The sequence below is a fragment of the Chromobacterium vaccinii genome, assembly GCF_001855275.1.
In the GTDB taxonomy this organism is placed as follows: domain Bacteria; phylum Pseudomonadota; class Gammaproteobacteria; order Burkholderiales; family Chromobacteriaceae; genus Chromobacterium; species Chromobacterium vaccinii.
In genome coordinates, this window is record NZ_CP017707.1 from 3,819,909 (window position 1) to 3,845,243 (window position 25,335).

Annotated in this window: 26 protein-coding genes, 1 tRNA gene and 1 riboswitch; of the genes, 21 read left to right on the forward strand and 6 right to left on the reverse strand. The window is 63.0% G+C overall.

The features are described 5' to 3' along the window. The first annotated feature begins 136 nt into the window (after positions 1-136). The 19 genes from tpiA (at position 137) to BKX93_RS17830 (ending at position 17,064) form a co-directional block, all read left to right on the forward strand. Complete coding sequence (gene tpiA / locus BKX93_RS17740; protein ID WP_082106995.1) at positions 137-883, forward strand: triose-phosphate isomerase; 747 nt, start codon at positions 137-139, stop codon at positions 881-883. 1 nt (position 884) lies between these two features. After that, positions 885-1,235: a preprotein translocase subunit SecG gene (secG, locus tag BKX93_RS17745; RefSeq protein ID WP_021476496.1), complete on the forward strand. Its 351-nt coding sequence runs from the start codon at positions 885-887 to the stop codon at positions 1,233-1,235. A gap of 19 nt (positions 1,236-1,254) precedes the next feature. Then, positions 1,255-1,339, forward strand: a tRNA-Leu gene (locus tag BKX93_RS17750). A 91-nt stretch (positions 1,340-1,430) separates the two neighbouring features. After that, on the forward strand, positions 1,431-1,787 hold the full coding sequence (locus tag BKX93_RS17755; RefSeq protein WP_011134496.1) for an NADH-quinone oxidoreductase subunit A: 357 nt from the start codon (positions 1,431-1,433) through the stop codon (positions 1,785-1,787). Further along, positions 1,778-2,254: a NuoB/complex I 20 kDa subunit family protein gene (locus BKX93_RS17760; protein WP_011134497.1), complete on the forward strand. Its 477-nt coding sequence runs from the start codon at positions 1,778-1,780 to the stop codon at positions 2,252-2,254. Before BKX93_RS17755 ends, BKX93_RS17760 begins: the two co-directional genes overlap by 10 nt. A 10-nt stretch (positions 2,255-2,264) precedes the next feature. Next, the gene (locus BKX93_RS17765; RefSeq protein WP_046155445.1) at positions 2,265-2,861 is read left to right on the forward strand and encodes an NADH-quinone oxidoreductase subunit C; all 597 of its coding nucleotides are present in this window, start codon (positions 2,265-2,267) and stop codon (positions 2,859-2,861) included. Then, a complete protein-coding gene (locus tag BKX93_RS17770; RefSeq protein WP_046155444.1) occupies positions 2,854-4,107 on the forward strand; it encodes an NADH-quinone oxidoreductase subunit D in 1,254 nt (417 codons plus the stop codon). The genes BKX93_RS17765 and BKX93_RS17770 overlap by 8 nt, the downstream gene beginning before the upstream one ends. After that, the gene (gene nuoE, locus BKX93_RS17775) at positions 4,107-4,607 is read left to right on the forward strand and encodes an NADH-quinone oxidoreductase subunit NuoE (RefSeq protein WP_021476499.1); all 501 of its coding nucleotides are present in this window, start codon (positions 4,107-4,109) and stop codon (positions 4,605-4,607) included. The genes BKX93_RS17770 and nuoE overlap by 1 nt, the downstream gene beginning before the upstream one ends. Further along, entirely contained in the window at positions 4,607-5,902 is a 1,296-nt protein-coding gene (gene nuoF / locus BKX93_RS17780) for an NADH-quinone oxidoreductase subunit NuoF (RefSeq protein ID WP_046166378.1), read from the forward strand. Before nuoE ends, nuoF begins: the two co-directional genes overlap by 1 nt. A 3-nt stretch (positions 5,903-5,905) precedes the next feature. Then, a complete protein-coding gene (gene nuoG / locus BKX93_RS17785) occupies positions 5,906-8,227 on the forward strand; it encodes an NADH-quinone oxidoreductase subunit NuoG (protein ID WP_070980771.1) in 2,322 nt (773 codons plus the stop codon). Between the two features lie 3 nt (positions 8,228-8,230). Beyond that, positions 8,231-9,277 carry an NADH-quinone oxidoreductase subunit NuoH gene (nuoH, locus tag BKX93_RS17790; RefSeq protein WP_021476502.1) on the forward strand — a complete coding sequence of 349 codons (1,047 nt, stop codon included), beginning with the start codon at positions 8,231-8,233 and terminating at the stop codon, positions 9,275-9,277. 29 nt (positions 9,278-9,306) lie between these two features. Then, positions 9,307-9,786, forward strand: a complete 480-nt coding sequence (gene nuoI, locus BKX93_RS17795) for an NADH-quinone oxidoreductase subunit NuoI (RefSeq protein ID WP_199776295.1) — start codon at positions 9,307-9,309, stop codon at positions 9,784-9,786. Positions 9,787-9,795: 9 nt separating this feature from the next. Continuing rightward, positions 9,796-10,440: an NADH-quinone oxidoreductase subunit J gene (locus BKX93_RS17800; RefSeq protein ID WP_070980772.1), complete on the forward strand. Its 645-nt coding sequence runs from the start codon at positions 9,796-9,798 to the stop codon at positions 10,438-10,440. A gap of 28 nt (positions 10,441-10,468) precedes the next feature. Beyond that, the gene (gene nuoK, locus BKX93_RS17805; RefSeq protein ID WP_011134506.1) at positions 10,469-10,774 is read left to right on the forward strand and encodes an NADH-quinone oxidoreductase subunit NuoK; all 306 of its coding nucleotides are present in this window, start codon (positions 10,469-10,471) and stop codon (positions 10,772-10,774) included. A 33-nt stretch (positions 10,775-10,807) separates the two neighbouring features. After that, positions 10,808-12,859 (forward strand): NADH-quinone oxidoreductase subunit L, encoded by a 2,052-nt coding sequence (gene nuoL, locus BKX93_RS17810; RefSeq protein WP_046155440.1) that lies wholly within the window; start codon positions 10,808-10,810, stop codon positions 12,857-12,859. 40 nt (positions 12,860-12,899) lie between these two features. Beyond that, positions 12,900-14,399 (forward strand): NADH-quinone oxidoreductase subunit M, encoded by a 1,500-nt coding sequence (locus tag BKX93_RS17815; RefSeq protein ID WP_021476506.1) that lies wholly within the window; start codon positions 12,900-12,902, stop codon positions 14,397-14,399. Between the two features lie 21 nt (positions 14,400-14,420). Next, positions 14,421-15,875, forward strand: a complete 1,455-nt coding sequence (nuoN, locus tag BKX93_RS17820) for an NADH-quinone oxidoreductase subunit NuoN (protein ID WP_046155439.1) — start codon at positions 14,421-14,423, stop codon at positions 15,873-15,875. A 10-nt stretch (positions 15,876-15,885) separates the two neighbouring features. Beyond that, entirely contained in the window at positions 15,886-16,182 is a 297-nt protein-coding gene (locus BKX93_RS17825) for a DUF2818 family protein (RefSeq protein WP_046155438.1), read from the forward strand. Between the two features lie 147 nt (positions 16,183-16,329). Further along, positions 16,330-17,064 carry a ribonuclease T2 family protein gene (locus BKX93_RS17830; RefSeq protein WP_070981892.1) on the forward strand — a complete coding sequence of 245 codons (735 nt, stop codon included), beginning with the start codon at positions 16,330-16,332 and terminating at the stop codon, positions 17,062-17,064. A gap of 63 nt (positions 17,065-17,127) precedes the next feature. Here BKX93_RS17830 and BKX93_RS17835 read toward each other — a convergent pair whose 3' ends face one another. The 5 genes from BKX93_RS17835 to BKX93_RS17855 form a co-directional block, all read right to left on the reverse strand. After that, positions 17,128-17,790: a DUF799 domain-containing protein gene (locus tag BKX93_RS17835; protein WP_046155437.1), complete on the reverse strand. Its 663-nt coding sequence runs from the start codon at positions 17,788-17,790 to the stop codon at positions 17,128-17,130. Between the two features lie 9 nt (positions 17,791-17,799). After that, a complete protein-coding gene (locus BKX93_RS17840; RefSeq protein ID WP_046155436.1) occupies positions 17,800-18,168 on the reverse strand; it encodes a DUF4810 domain-containing protein in 369 nt (122 codons plus the stop codon). Between the two features lie 32 nt (positions 18,169-18,200). Next, positions 18,201-18,869: a CsgG/HfaB family protein gene (locus BKX93_RS17845; protein ID WP_021476512.1), complete on the reverse strand. Its 669-nt coding sequence runs from the start codon at positions 18,867-18,869 to the stop codon at positions 18,201-18,203. Positions 18,870-18,997: 128 nt separating this feature from the next. Then, complete coding sequence (locus BKX93_RS17850) at positions 18,998-19,864, reverse strand: lipid A biosynthesis lauroyl acyltransferase (RefSeq protein ID WP_046155435.1); 867 nt, start codon at positions 19,862-19,864, stop codon at positions 18,998-19,000. Further along, positions 19,861-20,754, reverse strand: coding sequence for a lysophospholipid acyltransferase family protein (locus tag BKX93_RS17855; protein WP_046166373.1), 894 nt, complete (start codon positions 20,752-20,754; stop codon positions 19,861-19,863). Before BKX93_RS17855 ends, BKX93_RS17850 begins: the two co-directional genes overlap by 4 nt. A 76-nt stretch (positions 20,755-20,830) precedes the next feature. On the opposite strand from BKX93_RS17855, the gene metK reads away from it, so the two are divergent. Continuing rightward, the gene (gene metK, locus BKX93_RS17860) at positions 20,831-22,000 is read left to right on the forward strand and encodes a methionine adenosyltransferase (RefSeq protein WP_046155433.1); all 1,170 of its coding nucleotides are present in this window, start codon (positions 20,831-20,833) and stop codon (positions 21,998-22,000) included. Positions 22,001-22,050: 50 nt separating this feature from the next. On the opposite strand, the gene BKX93_RS17865 is transcribed toward metK, so the two are convergent. Next, positions 22,051-23,640 carry a histidine kinase N-terminal 7TM domain-containing protein gene (locus BKX93_RS17865; RefSeq protein WP_070980773.1) on the reverse strand — a complete coding sequence of 530 codons (1,590 nt, stop codon included), beginning with the start codon at positions 23,638-23,640 and terminating at the stop codon, positions 22,051-22,053. A gap of 89 nt (positions 23,641-23,729) precedes the next feature. Then, positions 23,730-23,821: riboswitch (S-adenosyl-L-homocysteine riboswitch) on the forward strand. A 72-nt stretch (positions 23,822-23,893) separates the two neighbouring features. On the opposite strand from BKX93_RS17865, the gene ahcY reads away from it, so the two are divergent. After that, a complete protein-coding gene (gene ahcY, locus BKX93_RS17870) occupies positions 23,894-25,294 on the forward strand; it encodes an adenosylhomocysteinase (protein ID WP_046166371.1) in 1,401 nt (466 codons plus the stop codon). Positions 25,295-25,335 lie beyond the last annotated feature (41 nt).

Here is a 25,335-nt window from a genome sequence, read left to right on the forward strand (position 1 = left end):
GTGATGGTCGCCATCGTATCGGGCGAATCTTTCAGTAATATTACAAGTCGTAAATGCTTGATCCAGGCCCATTGGAGCGGCGGGGCGGGGCGCGCTATAATCGGCGCCAACCAAGCAACATGAAGTGGAGAAACGCATGTCCGGCAAACTGGTGATTGGCAACTGGAAGATGAACACCCGCGGCGACAGCGCCCGCCAGCTGGCGGCGGCCTTGCTCGCCGACGAAGAAACCAATCGCGAAGGCGTCGGCATCGCCGCTCCCGCCGTCTACCTGGCTGCGCTGGCCGAACAACTGAAAGGTGGCAACATCGCCTTGTCCTCCCAGGATGTCAGCCGCTTCGCCGCCGACGGCGCCTTCACCGGAGAGGTGAGCGCCGCGATGCTGGCCGACGTGGGCTGCCGCTACGCGCTGGTCGGCCACTCCGAGCGCCGCCAGTATTTCCGCGAAGACAACGCCGCGCTGCTGGCCAAGATGCGCAATGCCATCGCCGCCGGCGTGGTCCCGGTGCTGTGCGTCGGGGAGACGCTGGAGCAGCGCGAGTCCGGCGCTTATCTGGATGTGGTGCGGGAACAGCTTGCCATCCTGGCCGATATCGCCGATGGTGAATACGTTGTCGCCTACGAGCCGGTGTGGGCCATCGGCACCGGCAAGGTGGCGTCGCTTGAGCAGATCGCCGAAATCCATGCATTCATCAAAAATTGGTGCTTGCAAAACGTTTCCGGCTCCGATAAGATTCGCGTCCTCTACGGCGGCAGTGTCAAAGCAGAGAATGCCGAGGCGATCCTGGCGACGGAAAACGTCGGCGGAGCACTGGTCGGAGGGGCCTCTCTGGACGCCGGTTCATTCAGAGTGATTTGCCAAGCCGCAGGAAAAATGATATAGTATGGAACTTCTCAAGACGCTTATTTGGATTGTAAATCTGCTGTCCGCAGCATCTATCATCGTCCTTGTTCTGATGCAGCATGGCAAGGGTGCGGATATGGGCGCGGCTTTTGGTAGTGGCTCGTCCGGCAGTCTGTTCGGGGCGTCTGGTTCTGCGAATTTCTTGAGCAGAACGACCGCGGTTGCTGCCGCGGTGTTTTTCTCGACTTCTTTGGCGCTGGTCTTTCTTTCCGGGGGTGGAAAGAGCGATCTCGGCGTGATGGGCGGTAAGATTGAACAGGCTGTGCCGCAAATCCCGGCAGGCGCGCCTAATAAAAATGCTTCGGGAACGGCTTCCAAAATCCCGGAGTAACAATTTAAAGCTTTGCTGTGCCGACATGGTGAAATTGGTAGACACGCTATCTTGAGGGGGTAGTGGCGAAAGCTGTGTGAGTTCGAGTCTCACTGTCGGCACCACCATTCAAAAACAGGCCACCGGGACTCCGGTGGCCTGTTTTATTTGGAGCCAAGAGGGGGCGACCCCTCTTTTTTTGGGGGTGTACGGGAAATGCTGCAAAACTACTTTCCCATTCTGATGTTTGTCATCGTCGGACTTCTGGTCGGCGTGGGCCCTATTGTCTTGGGCAAACTGCTGGCACCAAACCGTCCCGACGCTGAGAAACTTTCTCCATACGAATGCGGCTTCGAGGCCTTCGAAGATGCCCGCATGAAGTTTGACGTCCGCTATTACCTGATCGCCATTCTCTTCATCCTGTTCGACCTGGAAATCGCCTTCCTGTTTCCGTGGGCGGTGGTGTTGAAGGATCTGGGCGTCTATGGTTTGGGCGTGATGGTCGAATTTCTGGCCGTGCTGACGCTCGGCTTCGTCTACATGTGGAAGAAGGGAGCTCTGGAATGGGAGTAGAAGGGATTCTGGAGAAAGGCTTCGTCACCACGACAGCCGACAAGCTTATCAACTATACCCGCACTGGTTCTCTGTGGCCGATGACCTTCGGCCTGGCCTGTTGTGCGGTGGAAATGATGCACGCCGGCGCGGCGCGTTATGACCTCGACCGCTTCGGCGTCGTGTTCCGTCCCAGCCCCCGCCAGTCCGACCTGATGATCGTCGCCGGCACGCTGTGCAACAAGATGGCGCCGGCCCTGCGCAAGGTTTACGACCAGATGGCCGAGCCGCGCTGGGTGATCTCGATGGGCTCCTGTGCCAACGGCGGCGGCTACTATCACTATTCCTATTCTGTAGTTCGCGGCTGCGACCGCATCGTGCCTGTGGATGTCTACGTGCCGGGCTGTCCGCCGACCGCGGAAGCGCTGCTTTACGGCATCATCCAGCTGCAGAACAAGATCAAACGTACCAACACCATCGCCCGCTAAGGTAGAAACTATGGCCTCCAAGAAAATGGAAGCGTTGGGTTCGGTCGTTGCCGCGGCGCTGGGCGACAAGCTCGTGAGCAGCACGCAGGCTTTGGACGAGCTGACCATCGTCTGCAAGGCGTCCGATCTGCCGTCCGTGGCGCTGACGCTGCGCGACCACGCCGACCTCGCCTTCGAGCAGTGCATCGACGTCTGCGGCATGGACTACAGCGCCTACCGCGACGAGCCGTGGGACGGTCCGCGCTTCGCCGCCGTGTACCATCTGCTGTCCGTCAAGCTGAACCATCGCATCCGCCTGCGCGTCTTCGCCGCAGACGACGATTTCCCGGTGATCCCATCGGTCAACGACGTCTGGAACGCCGCCAACTGGTTCGAGCGCGAAGCGTTCGATCTGTACGGCATCGTGTTCGAAGGCCATCCCGACCTGCGCCGCCTGCTGACCGACTACGGTTTCGTCGGCCACCCGTTCCGCAAGGACTTCCCCTTGTCCGGCCACGTGGAAATGCGCTACGACCCGACCCAGCAGCGCGTGATCTATCAGCCGGTCACCATCGAACCGCGCGAAATCACGCCGCGCATCATCCGCGAGGAGAATTACGGTGGCTGAGATCCGTAACTACACCCTCAACTTCGGCCCGCAACACCCGGCCGCGCACGGCGTGCTGCGCCTGGTGCTGGAACTGGACGGCGAAGTCGTCCAGCGCGCCGACCCGCACATCGGCCTGCTGCACCGCGGCACCGAGAAGCTGGCCGAGAGCAAGACCTTCATCCAGTCGCTGCCGTACATGGACCGTCTCGACTACGTGTCGATGATGTGCAACGAGCACGCCTACTGCCTGGCTATCGAGAAAATGATGGGCATCGAGGTGCCGGAGCGCGCGCAATACATCCGCGTGATGTTCGCCGAAATCACCCGCGTGCTGAACCACCTGCTGTGGATCGGCGCCCACGCGCTGGACATCGGCGCGATGACGATGTTCCTGTACGCGTTCCGCGAGCGCGAAGACCTGATGGACTGCTACGAGGCGGTGTCGGGCGCGCGCATGCACGCGGCTTACTTCCGTCCGGGCGGCGTCTACCGCGACCTGCCGGACAGCATGCCGCAGTACACCGTGTCCAAGATCAAGAACGCCAAAGAGCTGGCGCGCCTGAACGAAGGCCGCAAGGGCTCGATGCTGGACTTCATCAGCGATTTCACCGACCGTTTCCCGGGCTACGTCGACGAGTACGAAACCCTGCTGACCGACAACCGCATCTGGAAGCAGCGGACCGTGGGCATCGGCGTGGTGACGGCCGAGCGCGCCCTGAATCTGGGCATGACCGGCCCGATGCTGCGCGGTTCCGGCATCGCCTGGGACCTGCGCAAGACCCAGCCGTACGATGTGTACGACAAGATGGACTTCGACGTGCCGGTGGGCGTGGGCGGCGACTGCTACGACCGCTACCTGGTCCGCGTCGAGGAGATGCGCCAGTCCAACCGCATCATCCAGCAGTGCGTGGCCTGGCTGCGCGCCAACCCCGGCCCGGTGATCACCGACAACCATAAGGTGGCTCCGCCTTCGCGCGAAGGCATGAAGTCCAATATGGAAGACCTGATCCACCACTTCAAGCTGTTCACCGAAGGCATGCACGTGCCGGAAGGCGAGGCTTACGCCGCGGTGGAGCACCCGAAGGGCGAGTTCGGCATCTACCTGGTGTCCGACGGCGCCAACAAACCGTACCGCCTCAAGATCCGCGCGCCGGGCTATGCCCACTTGGCCGCGCTGGACGAGATGGCCAAGGGCCACATGATCGCCGACGTCGTCGCGATCATCGGTACGCAGGATATCGTGTTTGGGGAGATTGACCGCTGATGCTGTCCGCACAATCGCTAGCCTTGATCGACCGCGAGGTCGCCAAATATCCGGCCGACCAGAAACGCTCCGCCGTCATGGGCGCGCTGCGCATCGCGCTGGACGAGCGGCGCGCCGCCGGTGAGACCCCGGAAGCGCGCTGCCTGAACCAGGAGCTGATCGAGTTCGTCGCGAACTACCTGGGCATCGCCCCGGTGGCCGCCTACGAAGTCGCCACCTTCTACAACATGTACGACATGAAGCCGGTGGGCAAATTCAAGATCACCGTCTGCACCAACCTGCCCTGTGCGCTGTCCGGCGGCGTCAACGCCGCGGAGTACATCTCGAAGAAGCTGGGCATCGCCATCGGCGAAACCAGCGCCGACGGCATGTACACCCTGCTGGAAGGCGAATGCATGGGCGCCTGCGGCGACGCGCCGGTCTTGCTGGTGAACAACCACAAGATGTGCAGCTTCATGACGCCCGCAGCAATCGATAAAAAACTGGCGGAGTTGAAATAATGGCTGTCTTCGCTAATGGCGTGATTTTCGACGGCGTCGACACCGCGCAGCCCGACTGCTGGCGTCTGGACGCCTACGTGGCCCGCGGCGGCTACCAGGCGCTGCGCCGCATCCTCGACTCCAAGATGACGCAAGAGGACGTGATCGCGGAAGTGAAGAACTCCGGCCTGCGCGGCCGCGGCGGCGCGGGCTTCCCCACCGGCCTGAAATGGAGCTTCATGCCGCGCTCGTTCCCGGGCGACAAGTACGTCGTCTGCAATACGGACGAGGGCGAGCCGGGCACCTTCAAGGACCGCGACATCATCCGCTACAACCCGCACTCGCTGATCGAGGGCATGATCATCGCCGGTTACGCGATGGGCACCAAGGCGGGTTACAACTACATCCACGGCGAAATCTTCGAGGACTACGTGTTGTTCGAAGAGGCGCTGGAAGAGGCGCGCAAGGCGGGTTTCCTGGGCCAGAACATCCTGGGCTCGGGCTTCAACTTCGACCTGTTCGCCCACCACGGCTACGGCGCCTACATCTGCGGCGAGGAAACCGCGCTGCTGGAATCGCTGGAAGGCAAAAAGGGCCAGCCGCGCTTCAAGCCGCCGTTCCCGGCCAGTTTCGGCCTGTACGGCAAGCCGACCACGATCAACAACACCGAATCGTTCGCTTCGGTGCCTTTCATCATCCGCGACGGCGCGCAGACCTTCCTCGAGAAGGGCAAGCCGAACAACGGCGGCACCAAGCTGTTCTCGGTTTCCGGCCACGTCAACCGTCCGGGCAACTACGAGATCGCGCTGGGCACCCCGTTCTCCGAGCTGCTGGAAATGGCCGGCGGCATGCGCGACGGCAAGAAGCTGAAGGCGGTGATCCCGGGCGGCTCGTCCGCTCCGGTGCTGCCGGCCGACATCATGATGCAGTGCACGATGGACTACGACAGCATCGCCAAAGCCGGTTCGATGCTGGGTTCGGGCGCCGTGATCGTGATGAACGAGGACGTGTGCATGGTCAAGGCGCTGGAGCGTCTGGCCTATTTCTACCACGAAGAGTCCTGCGGCCAGTGCACGCCGTGCCGCGAAGGCACCGGCTGGCTGTACAAGGTGATCCATCGCATCGTCAATGGCCAAGGCCGCAAGGGCGATCTGGAGCTCCTGGATTCCGTGGGCAACAACATGGCCGGCCGCACCATCTGCGCGCTGGCCGATGCCGCGGTGTTCCCGGTTCGCAGTTTCACCAAGCATTTCCGCGAGGAGTTCGAGCACGCGATCGAACACGGAAAGACCTTGGTGGATCACAAATGGTGTTGAGCGATGCTTGAAATCGAAATCGACGGTAAGAAACTGACGGTGCCGCAAGGCAGCACCGTCATCGAGGCGGCCCACTCGGTGGGCACCTACATTCCGCACTTCTGCTACCACAAGAAGCTGTCCATCGCGGCCAACTGCCGGATGTGCCTGGTGGAAGTGGAAAAGGCGCCGAAGCCGCTGCCGGCCTGTGCCACCCCCGTCACCGACGGCATGAAGGTCCATACCGCGTCGCCGCTGGCCAAGAAGGCCCAGCAGGGCGTGATGGAATTCCTGCTGATCAACCACCCGCTGGATTGCCCGATCTGCGACCAGGGCGGCGAATGCCAGCTGCAGGATCTGGCGGTCGGCTACGGCAACTCCACCTCGCGCTACGAGGAAGAGAAGCGCGTGGTGGTGGGCAAGGACATGGGCCCGCTGGTTTCCGCCGAGGAAATGTCGCGCTGCATCCACTGCACGCGCTGCGTCCGCTTCACTGAAGAAGTGGGCGGCTTCCAGGAAATCGGCATGGCCAACCGCAGCGAGTTCTCCGAGATCCTGCCGTTCCTGGGCAAGACCGTGGACTCGGAAATCTCCGGCAACGTGATCGACCTGTGCCCGGTGGGCGCGCTGACGTCCAAGCCGTTCCGCTACAGCACCCGCGCCTGGGAGCTGTCGCGCCGCAAGTCGGTGAGCCCGCACGACGGCCTCGGCTCCAACCTGGTGGTCCAGGTGAAGAGCAACGAAGTGATGCGCGTGCTGCCGCTGGAAAACGAAGCCATCAACGAGTGCTGGATCGCCGACCGCGACCGCTTCTCGTACGAAGGCCTGAACAGCGCCGAGCGTCTCTCCAAGCCGATGATCAAGTTCGACGGCAAGTGGCACGAGACCGACTGGGAAACCGCGCTGAACTACGTGGTGAAGGGCCTGAACGGCGTGTCCGCCGATCACGGCAAGGACGCCATCGGCTTCCTGCTGAACCCGCACTCCACCACCGAGGAACTGCACCTGGCCCAGAAGCTGGCCCGAGCCTTCGGCGTCGACGCCATCGACTACCGCCTGCGCCGCAGCGACTTCTCCGCCGACAGCGCCAAGCAGGGCGCCGAATGGCTGGGCTCCACCATCGCCGAACTGGCCGACGCCAAGTCGGTGCTGGCGGTGGGGTCCTCGCTGCGCAAGGAACAGCCGCTGCTGGCCTCCCGCCTGCGCGCATCGGTCAAGAAGGGTTCCGAGCTCAACATTATCCACGTCGCCGACGACAATCTGCTGACCAAGATCAACGGCAAGCTGATCGTGTCGCCGCTGGCGCTGGTGAACGCGCTGTCGCAGGTGCTGAAGGCTGTGGCCGAGATCAAGTCCGGCTCCAGCGAAATCGACCTGGCGTCGGTGGAAGTGTCCGCCCAGGCGCGCGTCATCGCTGAAAGCCTGACCGGCGCCGAGACCGCGTCCATCGTGCTGGGCAACGTCGCGCAACACCACCCGGCTTACGGCCAGCTGCTGTCGCTGGCCCAGGAAATCTCCCGCCTGTCCGGCGCGCGTTTCGGCATCCTGGCCGAAGCCGCCAACAGCGTGGGCGCGGAGCTGGTGGGCGCGTTGCCGAAGACCGGCGGCAACGCCGCCGCGATGATCGCCAAGCCGAAGAAGGCCTACTTCCTGCTGAACACCGAAGTGGAGTTCGACAGCTACAACCCGCAGGCCGCCGTGGCCGCGATGAAGCAGGCCGCCACCGTGATCGCGCTGACCGCCTACAAGGGCCAGGGCCTGCTGGATTACGCCGACGTGCTGCTGCCGATCGCGCCGTTCTCCGAGACCGCCGGCTCCTTCGTCAACATGGAAGGCAAGCTGCAGACCTTCAACGGCGTGGTGAAACCACTGGGCGAAACCCGTCCGGCCTGGAAGGTGCTGCGCGTGCTGGGCAATATGCTGGGCCTGTCCGGCTTCGAGCAGAACAGCGCCGAGGAAGTTCGCGCCGAGTTCGGCGATCTGGCCTCCAAGCTGAACAACGCGCTGTCCAAGGTCGCCGCTAATCCGGCCGTGTCCTCCGGCATCGTCCGCGTAGGCGAAGTGCCGATGTACCAGGCCGACGCCATCTGCCGCCGCGCGCCGTCGCTGCAGCAAACCAACGAAGCCAAGGGCGCCGCCGCCGTCCGCGCGCACAGCGGCCTGCTGGCCAAGCTGGGCGTGGCCGCCGGTTCCACCGCGCTGCTGAAGCAGGGCGAGGGCGAGGCGCGCGTTTCGGTCGAAGCCGACGACAGCCTGCCGGCCGACGTGGTACGGGTCGCCGCCGCGCACGCTTCCACGCTGGCGCTGGGCGGCATGTTCGACGCAATCGAGATCAAGCAGGGGTAAACGATGGAGTTCTTGCAAGGTATTCTTGGCACTGACGCAGGGCTCCTGGTGTGGACCCTGCTGAAGATCATCGCCATCGTGCTGCCGATGTTGGGCTGCGTAGCGTATCTGACGCTGGCCGAGCGCAAGGTGATCGGCTACATGCAGATCCGCATCGGCCCGAACCGGGTCGGTTATTTCGGTCTGCTGCAGCCCATCGCCGACGCGGTGAAGCTGCTGATGAAGGAAATCATCCTGCCCACCAACTCCAGCAAGGGCTTGTTCCTGCTGGCGCCGGTGCTGTCCATCGGACCGGCCCTGGCGGCCTGGGCGGTGATTCCGTTCACCGAACACCTGGTGGTGGCCAACGTCAACGCTTCGCTGCTGTACATCCTGGCGCTGACCTCGATGGGCGTGTACGGCGTGATCATCGCCGGCTGGGCGGGCAACTCGAAGTACTCCTTCCTCGGCGCGATGCGCTCCGCCGCCCAGATCGTTTCCTATGAGCTGGCGATGGGCTTCGCGCTGGTGGGCGTGCTGATGGTGTCCGGCAGCCTGAACCTGGTCGACATCGTCAAGCAGCAGTCTTTCGGCATGGGCGGCGGCTCGCTGCTGTCCTGGAACTGGATTCCGTTGTTCCCGCTGTTCATCGTCTACCTGATCTCCGGCGTGGCCGAGACCAACCGCGCGCCGTTCGACGTGGCGGAAGGCGAGTCGGAAATCGTCGCCGGTTTCCACGTTGAATATTCGGGCATGGCGTTCGCGATCTTCTTCCTGGCCGAATACGCCAACATGATCCTGGTCGCCGCGCTGACCGCGCTGCTGTTCCTGGGCGGCTGGCTGTCGCCGTTCCCGGCGTCGTGGGGCATCCTGGGCGCCGGCGGCTTCCACTGGCTGGCGATCAAGGTGTCGATGGTGCTGTTCTGCTTCCTGTGGTTCCGCGCCACCTTCCCGCGCTATCGCTATGACCAGATCATGCGTCTGGGCTGGAAGGTGTTCATCCCGGTGACCCTGGCGTGGATCCTGGTGGTGGGCGTGTGGATGTTTACCCCGCTGTCCATTTGGCACTGAGACAGGGGATAGGTGAAAAAATGAATTCGATCCGCAACTTTTTCAAGACCTTCCTGCTGGTGGAGCTGGTCAAGGGCCTGATGGTCACTGGCCGCTACTTCTTCGCCCGCAAGATCACTGTGCAGTTCCCGGAAGAGAAGACGCCGATTTCGCCGCGCTTCCGCGGCCTGCACGCGCAGCGCCGCTACGCCAACGGCGAAGAGCGCTGCATCGCGTGCAAGCTGTGCGAGGCGGTGTGTCCGGCGCTGGCCATCAACATCGAGTCCGAGCAGCGCGACGACGGCACCCGCCGCACCACGCGCTACGACATCGATCTGACCAAGTGCATCTTCTGCGGCTTCTGCGAGGAAGCCTGTCCGGTGGACGCCATCGTGGAAACCCACATCTTCGAATACCACGGTGAAAAACGTGGCGACCTCTACTACACCAAGCCGATGCTGCTGGCCATCGGCGACAAGTACGAGGCCGAAATCGCCGCCAACAAGGCGGCTGACGCCAAGTATCGCTAAGGGGAGGCCATGAACCTAACTACGGTAATTTTCTACGTTCTGTCCGCCATCCTGGTCTTCGCCGGCGTGCGGGTGGTCACGGCCAAGAACCCGGTGCACGCCGCGCTGTTCCTGGTGCTGGCCTTCTTCACCAGCGCCGGCCACTGGCTGCTGATGGAGTCGGAGTTCCTGGCGATCACGCTGGTGCTGGTCTACGTCGGCGCGGTGATGGTGCTGTTCCTGTTCGTGGTGATGATGCTGGACATCAACATCGAGAAGCTGCGCGAAGGCTTCTGGAAGAACCTGCCGGTGGCCGCCACCGTCGGCGCCATCATGGTGTTCGAAATGGCGCTGATCCTGGTCAGCCCGCAGGCCGCGCTGTCGCAGTACAAGGCCGCCGCGCCGCTGGCCGCCGACTTCAGCAACGTGAAGATGCTGGGCAGCCAGCTGTACACCACCTATCTGCTGCCGTTCGAGATCGCGGCGGTCGTGCTGCTGCTGGCGATGATCGCCGCCATCGGCCTGACCATGCGCGCGCGCAAGGACAGCAAGACGATCGACCCCGCCGTCCAGGTGAAGGTGCGCCGCGAAGACCGCGTCCGCATCGTCAAGATGGATGCCGTGAAAAAAGTGGAAGAAGCCGAACAGGCCGATTCCGGTGAGCAACAGGCCTGACGGCCAATCAACCAATAAGGGAGGAAACGTGCTGACACTGACTCACTTTCTGGTGCTGGCCGCCATCCTGTTCGCCATCAGCGTGCTCGGGATTTTCCTGAACCGGAAAAACCTGATCATCCTGCTGATGGCCATCGAGCTGATGCTGCTGGCGGTGAACTTCAACTTCATCGCGTTCTCGCACTACCTGTCGGATTCGGCAGGCCAGATCTTCGTGTTCTTCATCCTGACGGTTGCCGCCGCCGAGTCCGCCATTGGTCTGGCGATCCTGGTGGTGCTGTTCCGCAACCTGCAGAGCATCAACGTTGAAGACTTGGGCAGCCTCAAGGGCTAACGGCAAACCGGAACCATTACAAAGCACAAAAGCATGGATATGAAGAGCTTATACCTGCTGATTGCACTCGCTCCGTTGGCGGGTTCCATCATTGCGGGCCTGTTTGGATGGGCGATCGGACGGCGCGCCTCGCACGTCGTCACGATAGCCGGCGTGGCGCTGTCCGCCGCGCTGTCGCTCAAGGTGCTTCTGGGCTTCCTCAACGGAAGCGCGGAAGTGTTCAACGGACCGGTCTACACCTGGCTGACCGTCGGCGGCTACGAGTACTCGGTCGGCTTCCTGGTCGACTCGCTGACCGCGATGATGCTGGTGGTGGTCACCAGCGTGTCGCTGATGGTGCATATCTACACCATCGGCTACATGCAGGACGATCCGGGCTACCAGCGTTTCTTCAGCTACATCTCGCTGTTCACCTTCTCGATGCTGATGCTGGTGATGAGCAACAACTTCGTCCAGCTGTTCTTCGGCTGGGAAGCTGTGGGCCTGGTGTCCTATCTGCTGATCGGCTTCTGGTTCAAGCGCCCGACCGCGGTGTTCGCCAACCTGAAGGCCTTCCTGGTCAACCGCGTCGGCGACTTCGGCTTCCTGCTGGGCATCGGCCTGGTGCTGGCCTACTTCGGCGGCTCGCTGAACTACAGCGACGTGTTCGCCGCCGCGCCGGCGCTGGCGCAGAAGACCATCGAGATCATCCCCGGCCAGCAATGGTCGCTGCTGACCGTCACCTGCATCCTGCTGTTCATCGGCGCGATGGGTAAATCCGCCCAGTTCCCGCTGCACGTGTGGCTGCCGGACTCGATGGAAGGCCCGACGCCGATCTCGGCGCTGATCCACGCGGCCACCATGGTGACCGCCGGCATCTTCATGGTGTCGCGCATGAGCCCGCTGTTCGAGATGTCCGACACCGCGCTGAACGTGGTGATGGTGGCAGGCTCGATCACCGCGCTGTTCATGGGCTTCCTCGGCATCGTCCAGAACGACATCAAGCGCGTGGTGGCTTATTCCACGCTGTCGCAGCTGGGCTACATGACCGTGGCGCTGGGCGCTTCGGCGTACTCGGTGGCGATGTTCCACGTGATGACCCACGCCTTCTTCAAGGCGCTGCTGTTCCTGGCGGCCGGCTCCGTGATCATCGGCATGCACCACGACCAGGACATGCGGAACATGGGCGGCCTGCGCAAGTACATGCCCATCACCTGGCTGACCTCGCTGCTGGGTTCGCTGGCGCTGATCGGCACGCCGTTCTTCTCCGGTTTCTACTCCAAGGACTCGATCATCGAGGCGGTCGCCGCTTCGCATCTGTCCGCGGCCGGTTTCGCCTACTTCGCCGTGGTGGCCGGTGTGTTCATCACCGCCTTCTACTCCTTCCGCATGTACTTCCTGGTCTTCCACGGCAAGGAGCGTTGGATGGAGAACCATGGCTCGCACCACGAGCACCATGGCGACAGCGATGAGGAGGAAGTGTCCCATGACCATCACCATGGACTGGGCCCGAACGACAAGCCGCACGAATCGCCGTGGGTGGTGACGCTGCCGCTGGTGCTGCTGGCCATTCCGTCGGTGCTGGTGGGCTACTTCGCCATCGACAAGCTGGTTTACGGCGACTTCTTCAAGGGCGTGATCGCGGTCAACCACGAAGCGCACCCGGGCATGGAAGAGCTGGCGCACGAATTCCACGGCGCCTTCGCCATGACGCTGCACTCGTTCACCACGCTGCCGCTGTGGCTGGCCATCGCCGGCGTCGTCGTGGCCTGGTACTTCTACATGAAGGCGCCGCACATCCCGGCCGCCATCAAGGAAAAGTGCGCCCCGATCCACAAGCTGCTGGAAAACAAGTACTACCTGGACGAGATCTATTTCGCCGTGTTCGCCAAGGGCTCGCGCGCGCTGGGCACCTTGTTCTGGAAGGTGGGCGACACGCTGCTGATCGACGGCCTGCTGGTCAACGGCACCGCCAAGCTGGTGGGCTGGTTCTCCAGCGTGGTGCGCCGCATGCAGACCGGCTTCATCTACAGCTACGCCACCGCGATGATCATCGGCGTGCTGGGTCTGATGACCTGGTGGTTCCTGCCGCTGATCCTGCGCTGAGTCCGGATTCCGGGATTGAAATAACAATATAGGTTTGACTATGTTCACAAATCTGTTAAGTCTGGTGATCTGGACGCCGATACTGGCCGGCCTGGTAGTGCTGGCCACCGGCGGCGACCAGCGCGCGCCGCTGGCGCGCTGGCTGGCGGTGGCGGGAGCCCTGGCGGGCTTCCTGCTGTCGATCCCGCTGTTCACCGAGTTCAACAACCTGAACGGCGGCATGCAGTTCGAAGAGATGAAGCCGTGGATCGCTTCGCTCAACATCAACTACCACCTGGGCGTGGATGGCATCTCGATGCTGTTCGTGGTGCTCAACAGCTTCACCACGCTGTTGGTGGTGATCGCCGGCTGGGAAGTGATCCAGAAGCGCGTGTCGCAGTACATGGCCGCCTTCCTGATCATGTCCGGCCTGATCAACGGCGCCTTCGCTGCGCTGGACGCCATCCTGTTCTATGTCTTCTTCGAAGGCATGCTGATCCCGATGTACCTGATCATCGGCGTCTGGGGCGGTCCGCGCCGCGTCTACGCGTCGATCAAGTTCTTCCTGTACACGCTGCTCGGCTCGCTGCTGATGCTGGTCGCGTTGATCTACCTGTACTTCCAGGCCGGCAAGAGCTTCGAGATCCTGGCTTTCCACGACATCGCCAAGATTTCGCTGACGGTGCAGATCCTGCTGTTCGTCGCCTTCTTCATGTCCTTCGCGGTGAAGGTGCCGATGTGGCCGGTCCACACCTGGCTGCCTGACGCCCACGTGGAAGCGCCGACCGGCGGCTCCATGGTGCTGGCCGCGATCACGCTGAAGATCGGCGCTTACGGCTTCCTGCGGTTCATCCTGCCCATCATGCCGGACGCCGCGCGCGAGCTGTCGCCCATCATCATCGGCCTGTCGCTGGTGGCGGTGGTCTACATCGGCCTGGTGGCGCTGGTTCAGTCCGACATGAAGAAGCTGGTGGCGTACTCATCCATCTCCCACATGGGCTTCGTGACCCTGGGCCTGTTCCTGTTCACCGGCAGCGAGCTGAACCAGTGGGCGGTCGAGGGCGCGCTGGTGCAGATGGTGTCCCACGGCTTCGTCTCCGCCGCGATGTTCTTCTGCATCGGCGTGATGTACGACCGCGTGCACAGCCGCAACATCGCCGACTACGGCGGCGTGGCCAACAAGATGCCGATCTTCGCCGCCTTCATGATGCTGTTCGCGATGGCCAACTCCGGCCTGCCGGCCACTTCCGGCTTCGTCGGCGAATTCATGGTGATCATGGGCGCGGTGCAGGTGAACTTCTGGTACGCCGCGCTGGCCGCCACCACGCTGATCTTCGGCGCCGCCTACACCTTGTGGATGTACAAGCGCGTGATCTTCGGCGACGTGGCCAACGAGCATGTGGCCGAGCTGTCCGACGTCAACAAGCGCGAGTTCCTGGTGCTGGCCATCCTGGCTCTGATGGTGCTGGGCATGGGTCTGTATCCGCAGGCTTTCGTCGCCAAGATGCACCTGGCGGTCAACGACCTGATCACGCACGTCGCGCAGACCAAGCTGCCGTAAGGACGGAAGGAATACACACAAATGAATTGGGCTGATCTCAACCTGATACCCGCGATGCCGGAGCTGTTCCTGATCGGCGCGTTGCTGGTGGTGCTGATGCTGGATCTTTTCATCTCGGATGAAAAGCGCTGCGTCACCTACGGCCTGACGCTGCTGACCCTGGTCGGCGCCGCCGTCGCGCAGGTATGCACCTTTACCCCGTACCCGGTGACCACGTTCTCCGGCATGTTCGTCGCCGATCCGCTGGCGGCGCTGGTCAAGCTGGCGATGTACGGCGTCACCGCCATCGTGCTGGTGTACAGCCGCCAGTACACCGCCGACCGCGGCCTGTTCAAGGGCGAGTACTTCTCGCTGTCGCTGTTCGCGCTCTTGGGCATGAACCTGATGGTGTCCGCGTCCCACTTCCTGACCCTGTACATGGGCTTGGAACTGCTGTCGCTGGCGTTGTACTCGCTGATCGCGCTGCAGCGCGACTCCGTGCCGGCCACCGAGTCGGCGATGAAGTACTTCGTGCTGGGCGCGCTGGCTTCCGGCCTGCTGCTGTACGGCATCTCGATGATCTACGGCGCCACTGGCTCGCTGGAGCTGGCCGCCATCGCCAAGGCGATCAAGTCGCACTCCGCCAACGGCGTGCTGCTGATCTTCGGCCTGGTGTTCATCGTCGCCGGCCTGAGCTTCAAGCTGGGCGCCGTGCCGTTCCACATGTGGGTGCCCGACGTCTACCAGGGTTCGCCGACTTCCGTCACGCTGATGGTCGGCGCCGCCCCCAAGCTGGCCGCTTTCGTGTTCGTGCTGCGCATCCTGGCCCAGGGCCTGGACGCGCTGGTGGGCGACTGGCAGGGCATGCTGATGATCGTGGCCGTGCTGTCGATGGCCATCGGCAACATCACCGCCATCGTGCAGACCAACATCAAGCGGATGCTGGCTTACTCCACCATCTCGCACATGGGCTTCCTGCTGTTGGGCGTGCTTGCCGGCACCAAGCAGGGCTACTCCGCCGCGCTGTTCTACGCGGTGGTGTACGTGGCGATGTCGCTGGTGAGCTTCGGCATCATCCTGGCGCTGTCGCGCAAGGGCTTCGAATGCGAGAAAATCGACGATCTGAAGGGTCTGAACAGCCGCAACAGCTGGTACGCGCTGCTGATGCTGCTGGCCATGTTCTCGATGGCCGGCATTCCGCCGCTGGCCGGCTTCTACGCCAAGTTCGCGGTGATCCAGGCCGTGGTGCAGATCGGCATGATCAAGCTGGCCGTGTTCTCCGTGCTGATGTCGGTGATCGGCGCCTTCTACTACCTGCGCGTGGTCAAGGCCATCTACTTCGACGACGCCCAGGACAACGCCCCGATCAACGTTCGCGCCGACATGAAGCTGGTGCTGTCGCTGAACGCCCTGGCGCTGCTGGCAGTGGGCATCCTGCCGCAGTCGCTGCTGGAGCTGTGCGCGCAAGTGATGCGCCAGTCTCTGGGCATGATGTAAGGACTGGACCATGCAGACCGGCATCGTGATCCTGCTGCTGCTGGCCCTGGCGGCCGCCAATCTGCCGTTCGCCACCCCCCGCGTGGCCTGCGTGTTCAAGGTGGCGCGCAAGCATTTCGGCTGGCAGGCGCTGGAGCTCGTCGTTCTGTATCTGCTGGTGGGCTTGCTGGCCCGCCTGCTGGAGGCGCAGACGATGCCGGTGCATGCGCAGAATTGGCAGTTTTACGTCACCACTTTCGCGCTGTTCGTGGTGGCGGCCTTTCCGGGTTTCGTCTACCGCTATTTCTGGCGCAAGCCGGGACAATAGCCGCGCTAACGCGCAAGCCACAAAGCACTGCCTCGGCAGTGCTTTTTTATTGTCATTTGTTGCGGCTGCTTGCTTAATATCTCATTTTGAATGAAATTGACATTTTATATCCGCATGAAATGCGGTGAAAACTCAATGGTCATCATCATGCGCAAACTACTGACAGTTTCCTTGCTCGTCCTGCTGGCGGGCGTTGCCCAGGCCGATGAGCTGAAACCGGCCCGCCACGGCGATTTCGCCCATTACACCTTCGCGCTGGCGTGGCTGCCGGGCTTCTGCACCGCGGGCGGAGAGGGTTGTCTGCCGAGCCAGCCCAAGGAGGAACTGATCGGCCTGCACGGTTTGTGGGCGTCGGAACCCAAGAGCCTGGAAGACAAGGGCGTGAAAGTGCAGCAATGGTGGGCGTCGGGCTGCTCGATGCTGCCGCATTTGACGGCGGTCCCGTTGCTGTCCGAAGAACTGCGGCAAAGGCTGAAGGAAACGATGCCGCAGCTCGCCAGCGATCTGCAGACCCATGAATACGTGAAGCACGTGCAGTGCTTCGGCTACGACGCCAACGAATTCTTCTCCACCGCTCTGCAGATGCGCGAAGCGGTGGTGGACAGCGACTTTGGCCGCTACCTGAGCGCCCAGGCCGGCCAGACCGGCACCGGCGCGGAAGTGAAGGACGCGTTCACCAAGGGCTACGCCACCGGCGAGCGCGGCGCGTTGCAATTGCGCTGCGCCAAGGACGCCAAGGGACGCAACGTGCTGACCGAGCTGTGGTTCACGCTGAAGAAGGACAAGCTGGACAGCTTCCCGGAGGTGGACAGCTTCATGGACACGCCGGCGGCGGAGCGTGAGGACACCTGCTCCCAGCCCTTCCTGCTGCCCAAGTGGTAAGCGGGCATGAAAAAGCCGCCCGGCCGTGAGGCCGGGCGGCTATTCCATTCGTAAGCCAAGCGCTCAGTCGGTGCCGTATTGCGGCGAGCGGGGGCCGTACAGCACGCCGTTGGCGTGCCCCGCGGAGAGCAGCTGATTGCTGGCCATGCCGGCGACCGGATAGGTGGCGTCGGTGGCGCTGTTGACGATCTGCTTGATCGCGGCGTTGATCAGCATGCCCACCAGTCCGCCTGCATTATTGTTGTTGCTGTTGGCGTTGTTGGCGGCGGCGCTGCCGGCCCACAGCTCCTGGCCGCTTTTCAGATCCACCAGCTTGGTTTGCACTTCCACTTCCGCGACGCTGTCCAGCACGCTGTAGCGCACGCCATAGCGCTTGACCGTGGTGTACAGCGCGGCATCTGCGCCGAAGATCTCTCGCAGCTTGACTGGGGAGACAGCCTGAATGTCGTTGGCGGTGGAGAGGCCGTTCTGCTTGAAGGTTTCCGTCATCAGCGCGACGGGGACCACGTAGTAGCCGGCTTCGGCCAGCGGGTAGGTCATCTGCGACAGCACGCCGTTGGGGCCGTTGACTTCCGGCGAGTCATTGACCGGCGGCAGGACCAGGATGGCGCGGGGACGGCTTTGCTTGTAGGCGGTGTAGTCGCGATTGACAACCGGGGCGGCGCAGCCGGTGGCCAACGCGGCCAAAGAGGCGATCAGCGTCGCCTTGACGAGATGTTTGAGCATGATGTCCTCTTATTTTTTCAGCTTGCTCATCAGGAAGTTCAGATAGGAAGCCGATTCTGGGAACAGCTTTTTCTCGGCCTCGAACTCCTGTGCCATCCGGTCGGTGTTGCCGGCGTTTGCGTACAGCATGCCCAGATGGGCGTGATAGCCCGGCGGCTCCTGATTGCCCTTGGCTCGGATCTTCTGCAGCCCTTCTTCCAGCACGGAGATCTGCTTCTGAGCGTCCGCGCCGTCGCCTTTCAGGTATTCATACACTTCCGGTTGGTACGACTCCCATTGATAGAGAGTCTTGGGGCCGGTCGCGCAGGCGCTGAGCAGCGCGCAGCCGGCGAGCATGCCGATCACGCGGCGATGCGACTTGATGCTTTTCGTTTTCATTGTCTCGGTTTTGTTTTTGTATGGGTTGAGGCTTATTTGCCAGGCGTCCAGGCGCCAGAGTCGATGCCGTTGACCAGGTTGTTGACCGCTTCGCGCATGGCCAGATCCAGCACCTTGCCGTTCAGCGTGGAATCGTAGCTGGCGGTGCCGCCGAAGCCGATGATTTCGCGATTGGACAGCGAGTATTCGCCGGCGCCTTGGGAGGAGAAGACGACTTCGGAAGTCTGGGTGTTGACCACGTTCAGGCTGACCTTGGCGTAGGCGATCTGCTGTTTGCCGCGGCCGAGGATGCCGAACAGCTGGTGGTCGCCCACTTCCTTGCGGCCGAATTCGGTGACGTCGCCGGTGATCACGTAGTCGGCGCCCTTCAGCGCTTGCGCCTGCTTCTTCAGGCCGGCCTCCTGCTTGATTTCCGCCAGGTTGTCGCGGTCGAGCACGTTGAAGCGGTTGCTCTGTTGCAGATGGGTGATCAGCACGGTTTTGGCTTGGCTGCCCAGGTGGTCGACGCCATCGGAGAAGATGCCGCGCATGAAGCTGGAGCGGTTGTCGAACTTGCCGACCGAAATCGGCGCGCGCGGACCGTTGTAGGGCTTGTTGGCGCTGGCGACCTGCGCGACCGCGAGCGTCTGGGACGACTCGGTGGCGCAGCCGGACAGAAGGGCGGCTGCCAGAGCTGCGGTGAAAAGAGTTTGTTTTATCATTAACAATCTTCCTGTTTGAAATACGTGTGCGTATGTTAACGGCGGTTAACAATATACCGTAAGTCGGAAGACTGTTATCGGATTAGGTGATTGACATTTGAGGCCGGGCAAGCGCCCGGCCTGCCGGATCAATAGACGCGCGTCTCGCCCTGCGGGCGGTTCTTGAAGCGCTTGTGCAGCCAGAAATACTGATCTGGAATTTCGCGGACGCGGTCTTCCAGGAAAGCGTTCATGCGGCGGGTGTCGGCCTCGATGTCTTCGCTGGGATAGCCGTCCCAAGGCGGGTAGAACTCCAGCTCGAAGCGATCGCCGACGCGGCGGGGGATCGCCGGCACCACCTTGGCGCGAGCCAGCTTGGCGATGCGCGACATCCCGGTGATGGTGGCCGCCTTGACGCCGAAGAAATCGACGAACAGGGAGTCGCGGACGCCGAAGTCCTGGTCCGGCAGATACAGGAAGGGCGCGTGGTCCTTGCGCATCGCCTTGATGATGGGGCGCAGGCCCTCCTGGCGCGACACGATGTAGGCGTTGTCGTAGCGCTGGCGTCCGGCGTAGATCTGCTTGTCCAGCGCTTCATTCTTCTGGTGGGAGTACACGCTGACCAGCGGAATGTACTGGTTCAGAGCGTAGACGCACATCTCGAAGCCGACGAAGTGCGGGTAAAACAGAATCACATCCTCGCCCTTGTCGCGAAGATCGGTGACGTAATGCAGGTTCTTGATGTCCACCAGGTTGTCGATCCGCTTGGCCGAACTCCACCAGCACACGCCGTACTCCAGCACCATCCGTATCATGTGCTGGCAGTTCTTGCGGATCAGCCGCTTGCGTTCGGCCAGCGGCATGTCCGGGAAGCACAGCCGCAGATTGATCAGGCCGACGCGGCGGCGGCCGCGCGCCAGCAGGTAGGCGAGATTGCCCAGGCCGGCGGCGATGAGGCCGATGGCCCGCATCGGCAGCAGGCGGATCAGCCATAGCAGGGCGAAAGCGATTTTCATGCGTGTCCTTGTTCTGCGTCCGGCCGGGTGACGCCGGCCGGGCATTTGTAGCGGTTGTAGCTCCACAGGTATTGGCTGGGGAAGCGGCGGATCAGGTTTTCCACCTGGGCGTTCATCCGCGCGCAGTCGGCTTCCTTGTCGCCGGTGAATGGCTGGGCCAGCGGTTCGATGTGCACCGCGAAGCCCTGGCCGCCGGGCAGGCGCTCGCCGACGAAGAACAGCGTGGTCACCTTGCTCATCTGCGCCAGCCTGGGCACCAGCGTCATCGTGTAGGCGGGACGGCCGAAAAACGGCGCCCACACGCCCTCGCCGTTGCCGGGCACCTGGTCGGGCAGGATGATGGTGGCTTCGCCGGATTTCAGCGCCTTCATCAGCGCGCGCACGCCGGCGGCGGTGGCCGGCGCGGTCCGGCCCTTGCCGCGCGCGCGGCCGGCCTGCATTACCGGCTCCAGCCACTGCAGCTTGGGCGGCCGGTACATCGCGGTCAGCGGAAACGGCAGCCGCGAACTGATGTAGCGGCCGGCGATGTCGTAGCTGCCCAGATGTGGCGTGATGAAGACGATGCCGTTATTCTGTTCCAGAGCGGTCTCGACATGCTCCCAGCCGTGGCACTGCTTGACCATGGCGGCGATGTCTTCCGGGCTGCGGCACCAGGCGATGGCCAGCTCCAGCGCGCCCTTGCCGGTTTCCGCCGCCGCCAGTTTGACTTGACGCGGTAAAAGCTGATAGTTTTGGAAGATTTTACTAGAACCCAGATTCTCCCGCAGCCGCGCCGCGAACCGCGGGGACGCGAGATAAGTCAGCCGCCCCAGAGCGGCACCCAAACCTTGTAGCCAGGATAATGGGAGGCTCGCCAGGAAGGTCAGTAGCAGTTGGACTAGCTTGGACATAAGCTGAGCGGTCTTGGTCTGAAAGCGGCCTATTCTACCATCACGGGGTTTTGTATTTTTTGGGAACGCATAATAAATGAGTGAATACCTGTTTACCTCCGAATCGGTCTCGGAAGGCCATCCGGACAAGGTAGCCGACCAGATTTCCGACGCCATCCTCGACGCGATCCTGCGCGAGGACAAGCACGCGCGCGTCGCGGCCGAAACGCTGGTCAACACCGGCCTGGTCGTATTGGCCGGCGAGATCACCACCACCGCCAACATCGATTACATCAAGATAGCTCGCGAGACCATCAAGCGCATCGGCTACGACGATTCCGAGCTGGGCTTCGACTACCGCGGCTGCGCGGTGATGGCTTGCTACGACAAGCAATCGCCGGACATCGCCCAGGGCGTGAACGAAGGCGAGGGCCTGGACCTGAACCAGGGCGCAGGCGACCAGGGCCTGATGTTCGGCTACGCCTGCGACGAAACGCCGACGCTGATGCCGTTTCCGATCTACTACGCTCACCGCCTGGTGCAGCGCCAGGCCGAACTGCGCAAGGACGGCCGCTTGCCGTGGCTGCGCCCGGACGCCAAGAGCCAGATCACCTGCGTGTACGACGCCGCCACCGGCCTGCCCAAGCGCATCGACACCGTGGTGCTGTCCACCCAGCACAGCCCGGACATCGATCACAAGACGCTGTCCGACGCGGTGATCGAAGACATCGTCAAGCCGGTGCTGCCGCCGGAAATGATCACGCCGGAAACCAAGTTCCTGATCAACCCGACCGGCCGCTTCGTCATCGGCGGCCCGATGGGCGACTGCGGCCTGACTGGCCGCAAGATCATCGTCGACACCTACGGCGGCGCGGCGCCGCATGGCGGCGGCGCGTTCTCCGGCAAGGATCCGTCCAAGGTTGACCGTTCGGCGGCGTATGCCGGCCGCTACGTGGCGAAGAACATCGTCGCCGCCGGCCTGGCCCGCCAGTGCCAGATCCAGGTGTCGTACGCGATCGGCGTGGCCGAGCCGACCTCGATCGCGGTGGATACTTTCGGCACCAACCGCATTCCGAACGAGAGGATCGTCGAGTTGGTGAAGAAGCATTTCGACCTGCGTCCGAAGGGCATCATCCAGATGCTGGACCTGCTGCGCCCGATCTACGGCAAGACCGCCGCCTACGGCCACTTCGGCCGCGAGGAGCCGGAATTCAGCTGGGAGCGCACCGACAAGGTCGAGGCGCTGCGCGCCGACGCCGGCCTGTAACCCTGGCCGGCCGCAGCCAAAAAAACCGCCAGTTTCGACTGGCGGTTTTTTTATTGGCCGCTGGCGGCGCGCACGCTGCAGTTCTTGCCGGCCGCCTTGGCCTGGTACAGCGCCTGGTCGGCGCGGCGGTACAGCTCGTCCAGCGCGCGGCCGTTGCCGGGCAGGGCGGCGATGCCGCAGGAGAAGCTGGCGCGGAACGGATGTTCGCCGGCGTGTTCCAGACGATGAAAATCGCGCCGCCATGCTTCAACCCGCTGTTGCGCCTGCTCGGCATCGCTGCCCGGCAGCACCACCATGAATTCCTCGCCGCCCAGCCGGCAGACGATGTCGGCGGCCCGGCTTTGCTGTTGCAGCAGGCGGGCCAACGCTTGCAGCACCCTGTCGCCGACCTGGTGGCCGTGCAGGTCGTTGATGCGCTTGAAGTCGTCCAGATCCATCATCGCCACCGCTATCGGTTTCGCCTCGCGCTCTGCGCGCTCGCGTTCGCGCTCGAAGGTTTCGTCCAGGTAGCGGCGGTTGAACAGATGCGTCAGCGGATCGCGCAGCGTCTGTTCGCGCAGCGCCGCCTGCAGCGTTTCGATTTGCGCCAATCTGTCGGTCAGCTGCAGATTGGCCTCGCGCAGAGCGTCTTCGGCTTGCCGCCGCTGGGTGATGTCGCGCATCACCAGCATGCGGGTGCGCGCCGGCTTGTGGAAAGGCTCGATTTCGTAGGCGCGGATGTCCAGAATGCGGCCGCCGTCCGGCGTCGTCAGCTCCAGATGCGCGCCGGTTTCCAGCATGCTGGCTTCCAGCCATGGGGCGGGCAGCGGCTGGCCGGGCCAGTCCGCCGGCGCGCCGCCCAGCATGCGGATCCCGGACGGGTTGATGTCGAGGATGCGCAGCTGGTGGTCTACCACCACAACGCCGTCGCCCATGGCTTCGAAGGCGCGGGCGCGCGCCACCGGCACCAGGTGCAGTTGGCGGAGGTAGAGCAGATCGATCGCGAAGATCAGGCCGGTGAAGGCGAAAGAGTGCGGCGTCGGGTCCAGGCCTTGCAGAGGAAAGGCGCCAGTCAGGTAAAGAATATTGCCGAACCACGGCGCGATCGCGCTCAGCATCAGCGTCAGCGACTGGCCGCGGAAATGGGCGGGGAAGTAGTGCAGCGCGCGGATCAGCAGCAGGCTGCCCAGCAGCATCATCAGATAGGAATAACCGGCCACGCCCAGCCAGAACGCCGGACCGTGGCCGTAGATCAGCAGGTTGTGGCCCGAGGGGCTGGGCTGGAAGCTGGTCCACACCAAGTGGTGGCGCTCGTTGCTGGCCGCCAGCAGCAGGCAAACGGCGGGAATGGCGAACAGCAGGGCCAGTCCGCGCCGCCGCAGCGAGATGTGGTTGTAGTCCAGCGCCAGCAGCAGGAACAGCACCGGGGTGCTCAGCGTGCCCAGGTATTCCACCTTGGACCAGAACAGCTTGGCGGCTATGCTGGTGACGGACAGTTCGCACATCGCGCCAGCCGCCCAGAACGCGACCGAGGCCATCAGCAGCGCCAGCCAGCGCACGCCGGCGAATTGCCTGCGGCTCCAGGCGATGATGCTGATGGCGGCGGCCAGCAGCGCGGCCAGGCCGGATAGCGCGGCCAGCGGGGTGAACACGAAACTCATGGCGGTCCGGGGGAGGGACAAGCCCTTAGTTTATCGCTTTGACATGACAAGTCCTACCTTTTCCGATTCGACTGGGTATAATGTCCCGGTCACCCGAGGAGCGCTGCGAGGAGTCTTCTCCCCAGGCTCGGGCAGCCGCAGGCCGTTTCATCAGCCAGCGACCCAACGGCGCTCACCTGACTCATGACCGTGGCGGCACGGGATGACGGGTGGGCCGCATCCTGGCTGGCCGCGTGAACAAGGATGCTTCACGATGGCTGATTTTTCCGATTTCCATGTAGCAGACATCGCGCTTGCCGGTTGGGGGCGCAAGGAACTGAACATCGCCGAGACCGAAATGCCCGGTCTGATGGCGGTCCGCGACGAATACCACGCCGCGCAGCCGCTGCGCGGCGCGCGCATCGCCGGCAGCCTGCACATGACGGTGCAGACCGCGGTGCTGATCGAGACCCTGACGGCGCTGGGCGCCGAAGTGCGCTGGGCTTCGTGCAATATCTTCTCCACCCAGGACCACGCAGCCGCCGCCATCGCCGCCGCCGAGATTCCGGTGTTCGCGTTCAAGGGCGAGAGTCTCGACGAGTACTGGGAATTCAGCCACAAGATCTTCGAATGGCCCGAGGGCCAGCCGGCCAACATGATCCTGGACGACGGCGGCGACGCCACGCTGCTGCTGATGCTGGGAAGCAAGGCCGAGCAGGACATCGGCGCGATCGCTCACCCCACCAATGAGGAAGAGACCGCGCTGTTCGCGTCGATCAAGCGCCATCTGGCCATCGACCCGCGCTGGTACTCCAAGCGCCTGCAGCACATCCAGGGCGTCACAGAGGAAACCACCACCGGCGTGCATCGCCTGTACCAGTTGGAGAAGGACAGCCAGCTGCCGTTCCCTGCGATCAACGTCAACGACTCCGTCACCAAGTCCAAGTTCGACAACCTGTACGGCTGCCGCGAGAGCCTGGTGGACGGCATCAAGCGCGCCACCGACGTGATGGTGGCCGGCAAGGTGGCGGTGGTGCTGGGCTACGGCGACGTGGGCAAGGGCTGCGCGCAGAGCTTGCGCGGCCTGGGCGCCACCGTGTGGGTGACCGAGATCGACCCGATCTGCGCGCTGCAGGCTTCGATGGAAGGCTACCGCGTGGTGCGGATGGACGAGGTGGCCGATCAGGCCGACATCTTCGTCACCGCCACCGGCAACGTCGGCGTGATCACCCACGATCACATGAAGAAGATGCGTCACAACGCCATCGTCTGCAATATCGGCCACTTCGACAGCGAGATCGAGGTCGCCAGCTTGCGCCAGTACCAGTGGGAGAACATCAAGCCGCAGGTCGACCACATCATCTTCCCCGACGGCAAGCGCATCATTCTGCTGGCTGAAGGCCGCCTGGTGAACCTGGGCTGCGGCACCGGCCACCCGAGCTTCGTGATGTCCAACAGCTTCACCAACCAGGTGCTGGCGCAGATCGAATTGTTCGCCAACGGCCATCAGTATGAAAAGAAAGTGTACGTGCTGCCCAAGCATTTGGACGAGAAGGTCGCCCGTCTGCACCTTTCCCGCATCGGCGCGCGCCTGACCGAACTGTCCGATCAGCAGGCCGCTTACATCAGCGTGCCCAAGCAAGGTCCTTATAAGCCGGATCACTATCGTTATTGATTATTGAACCTAGGCGAAACGGACAGGCCCCATAAAATGGA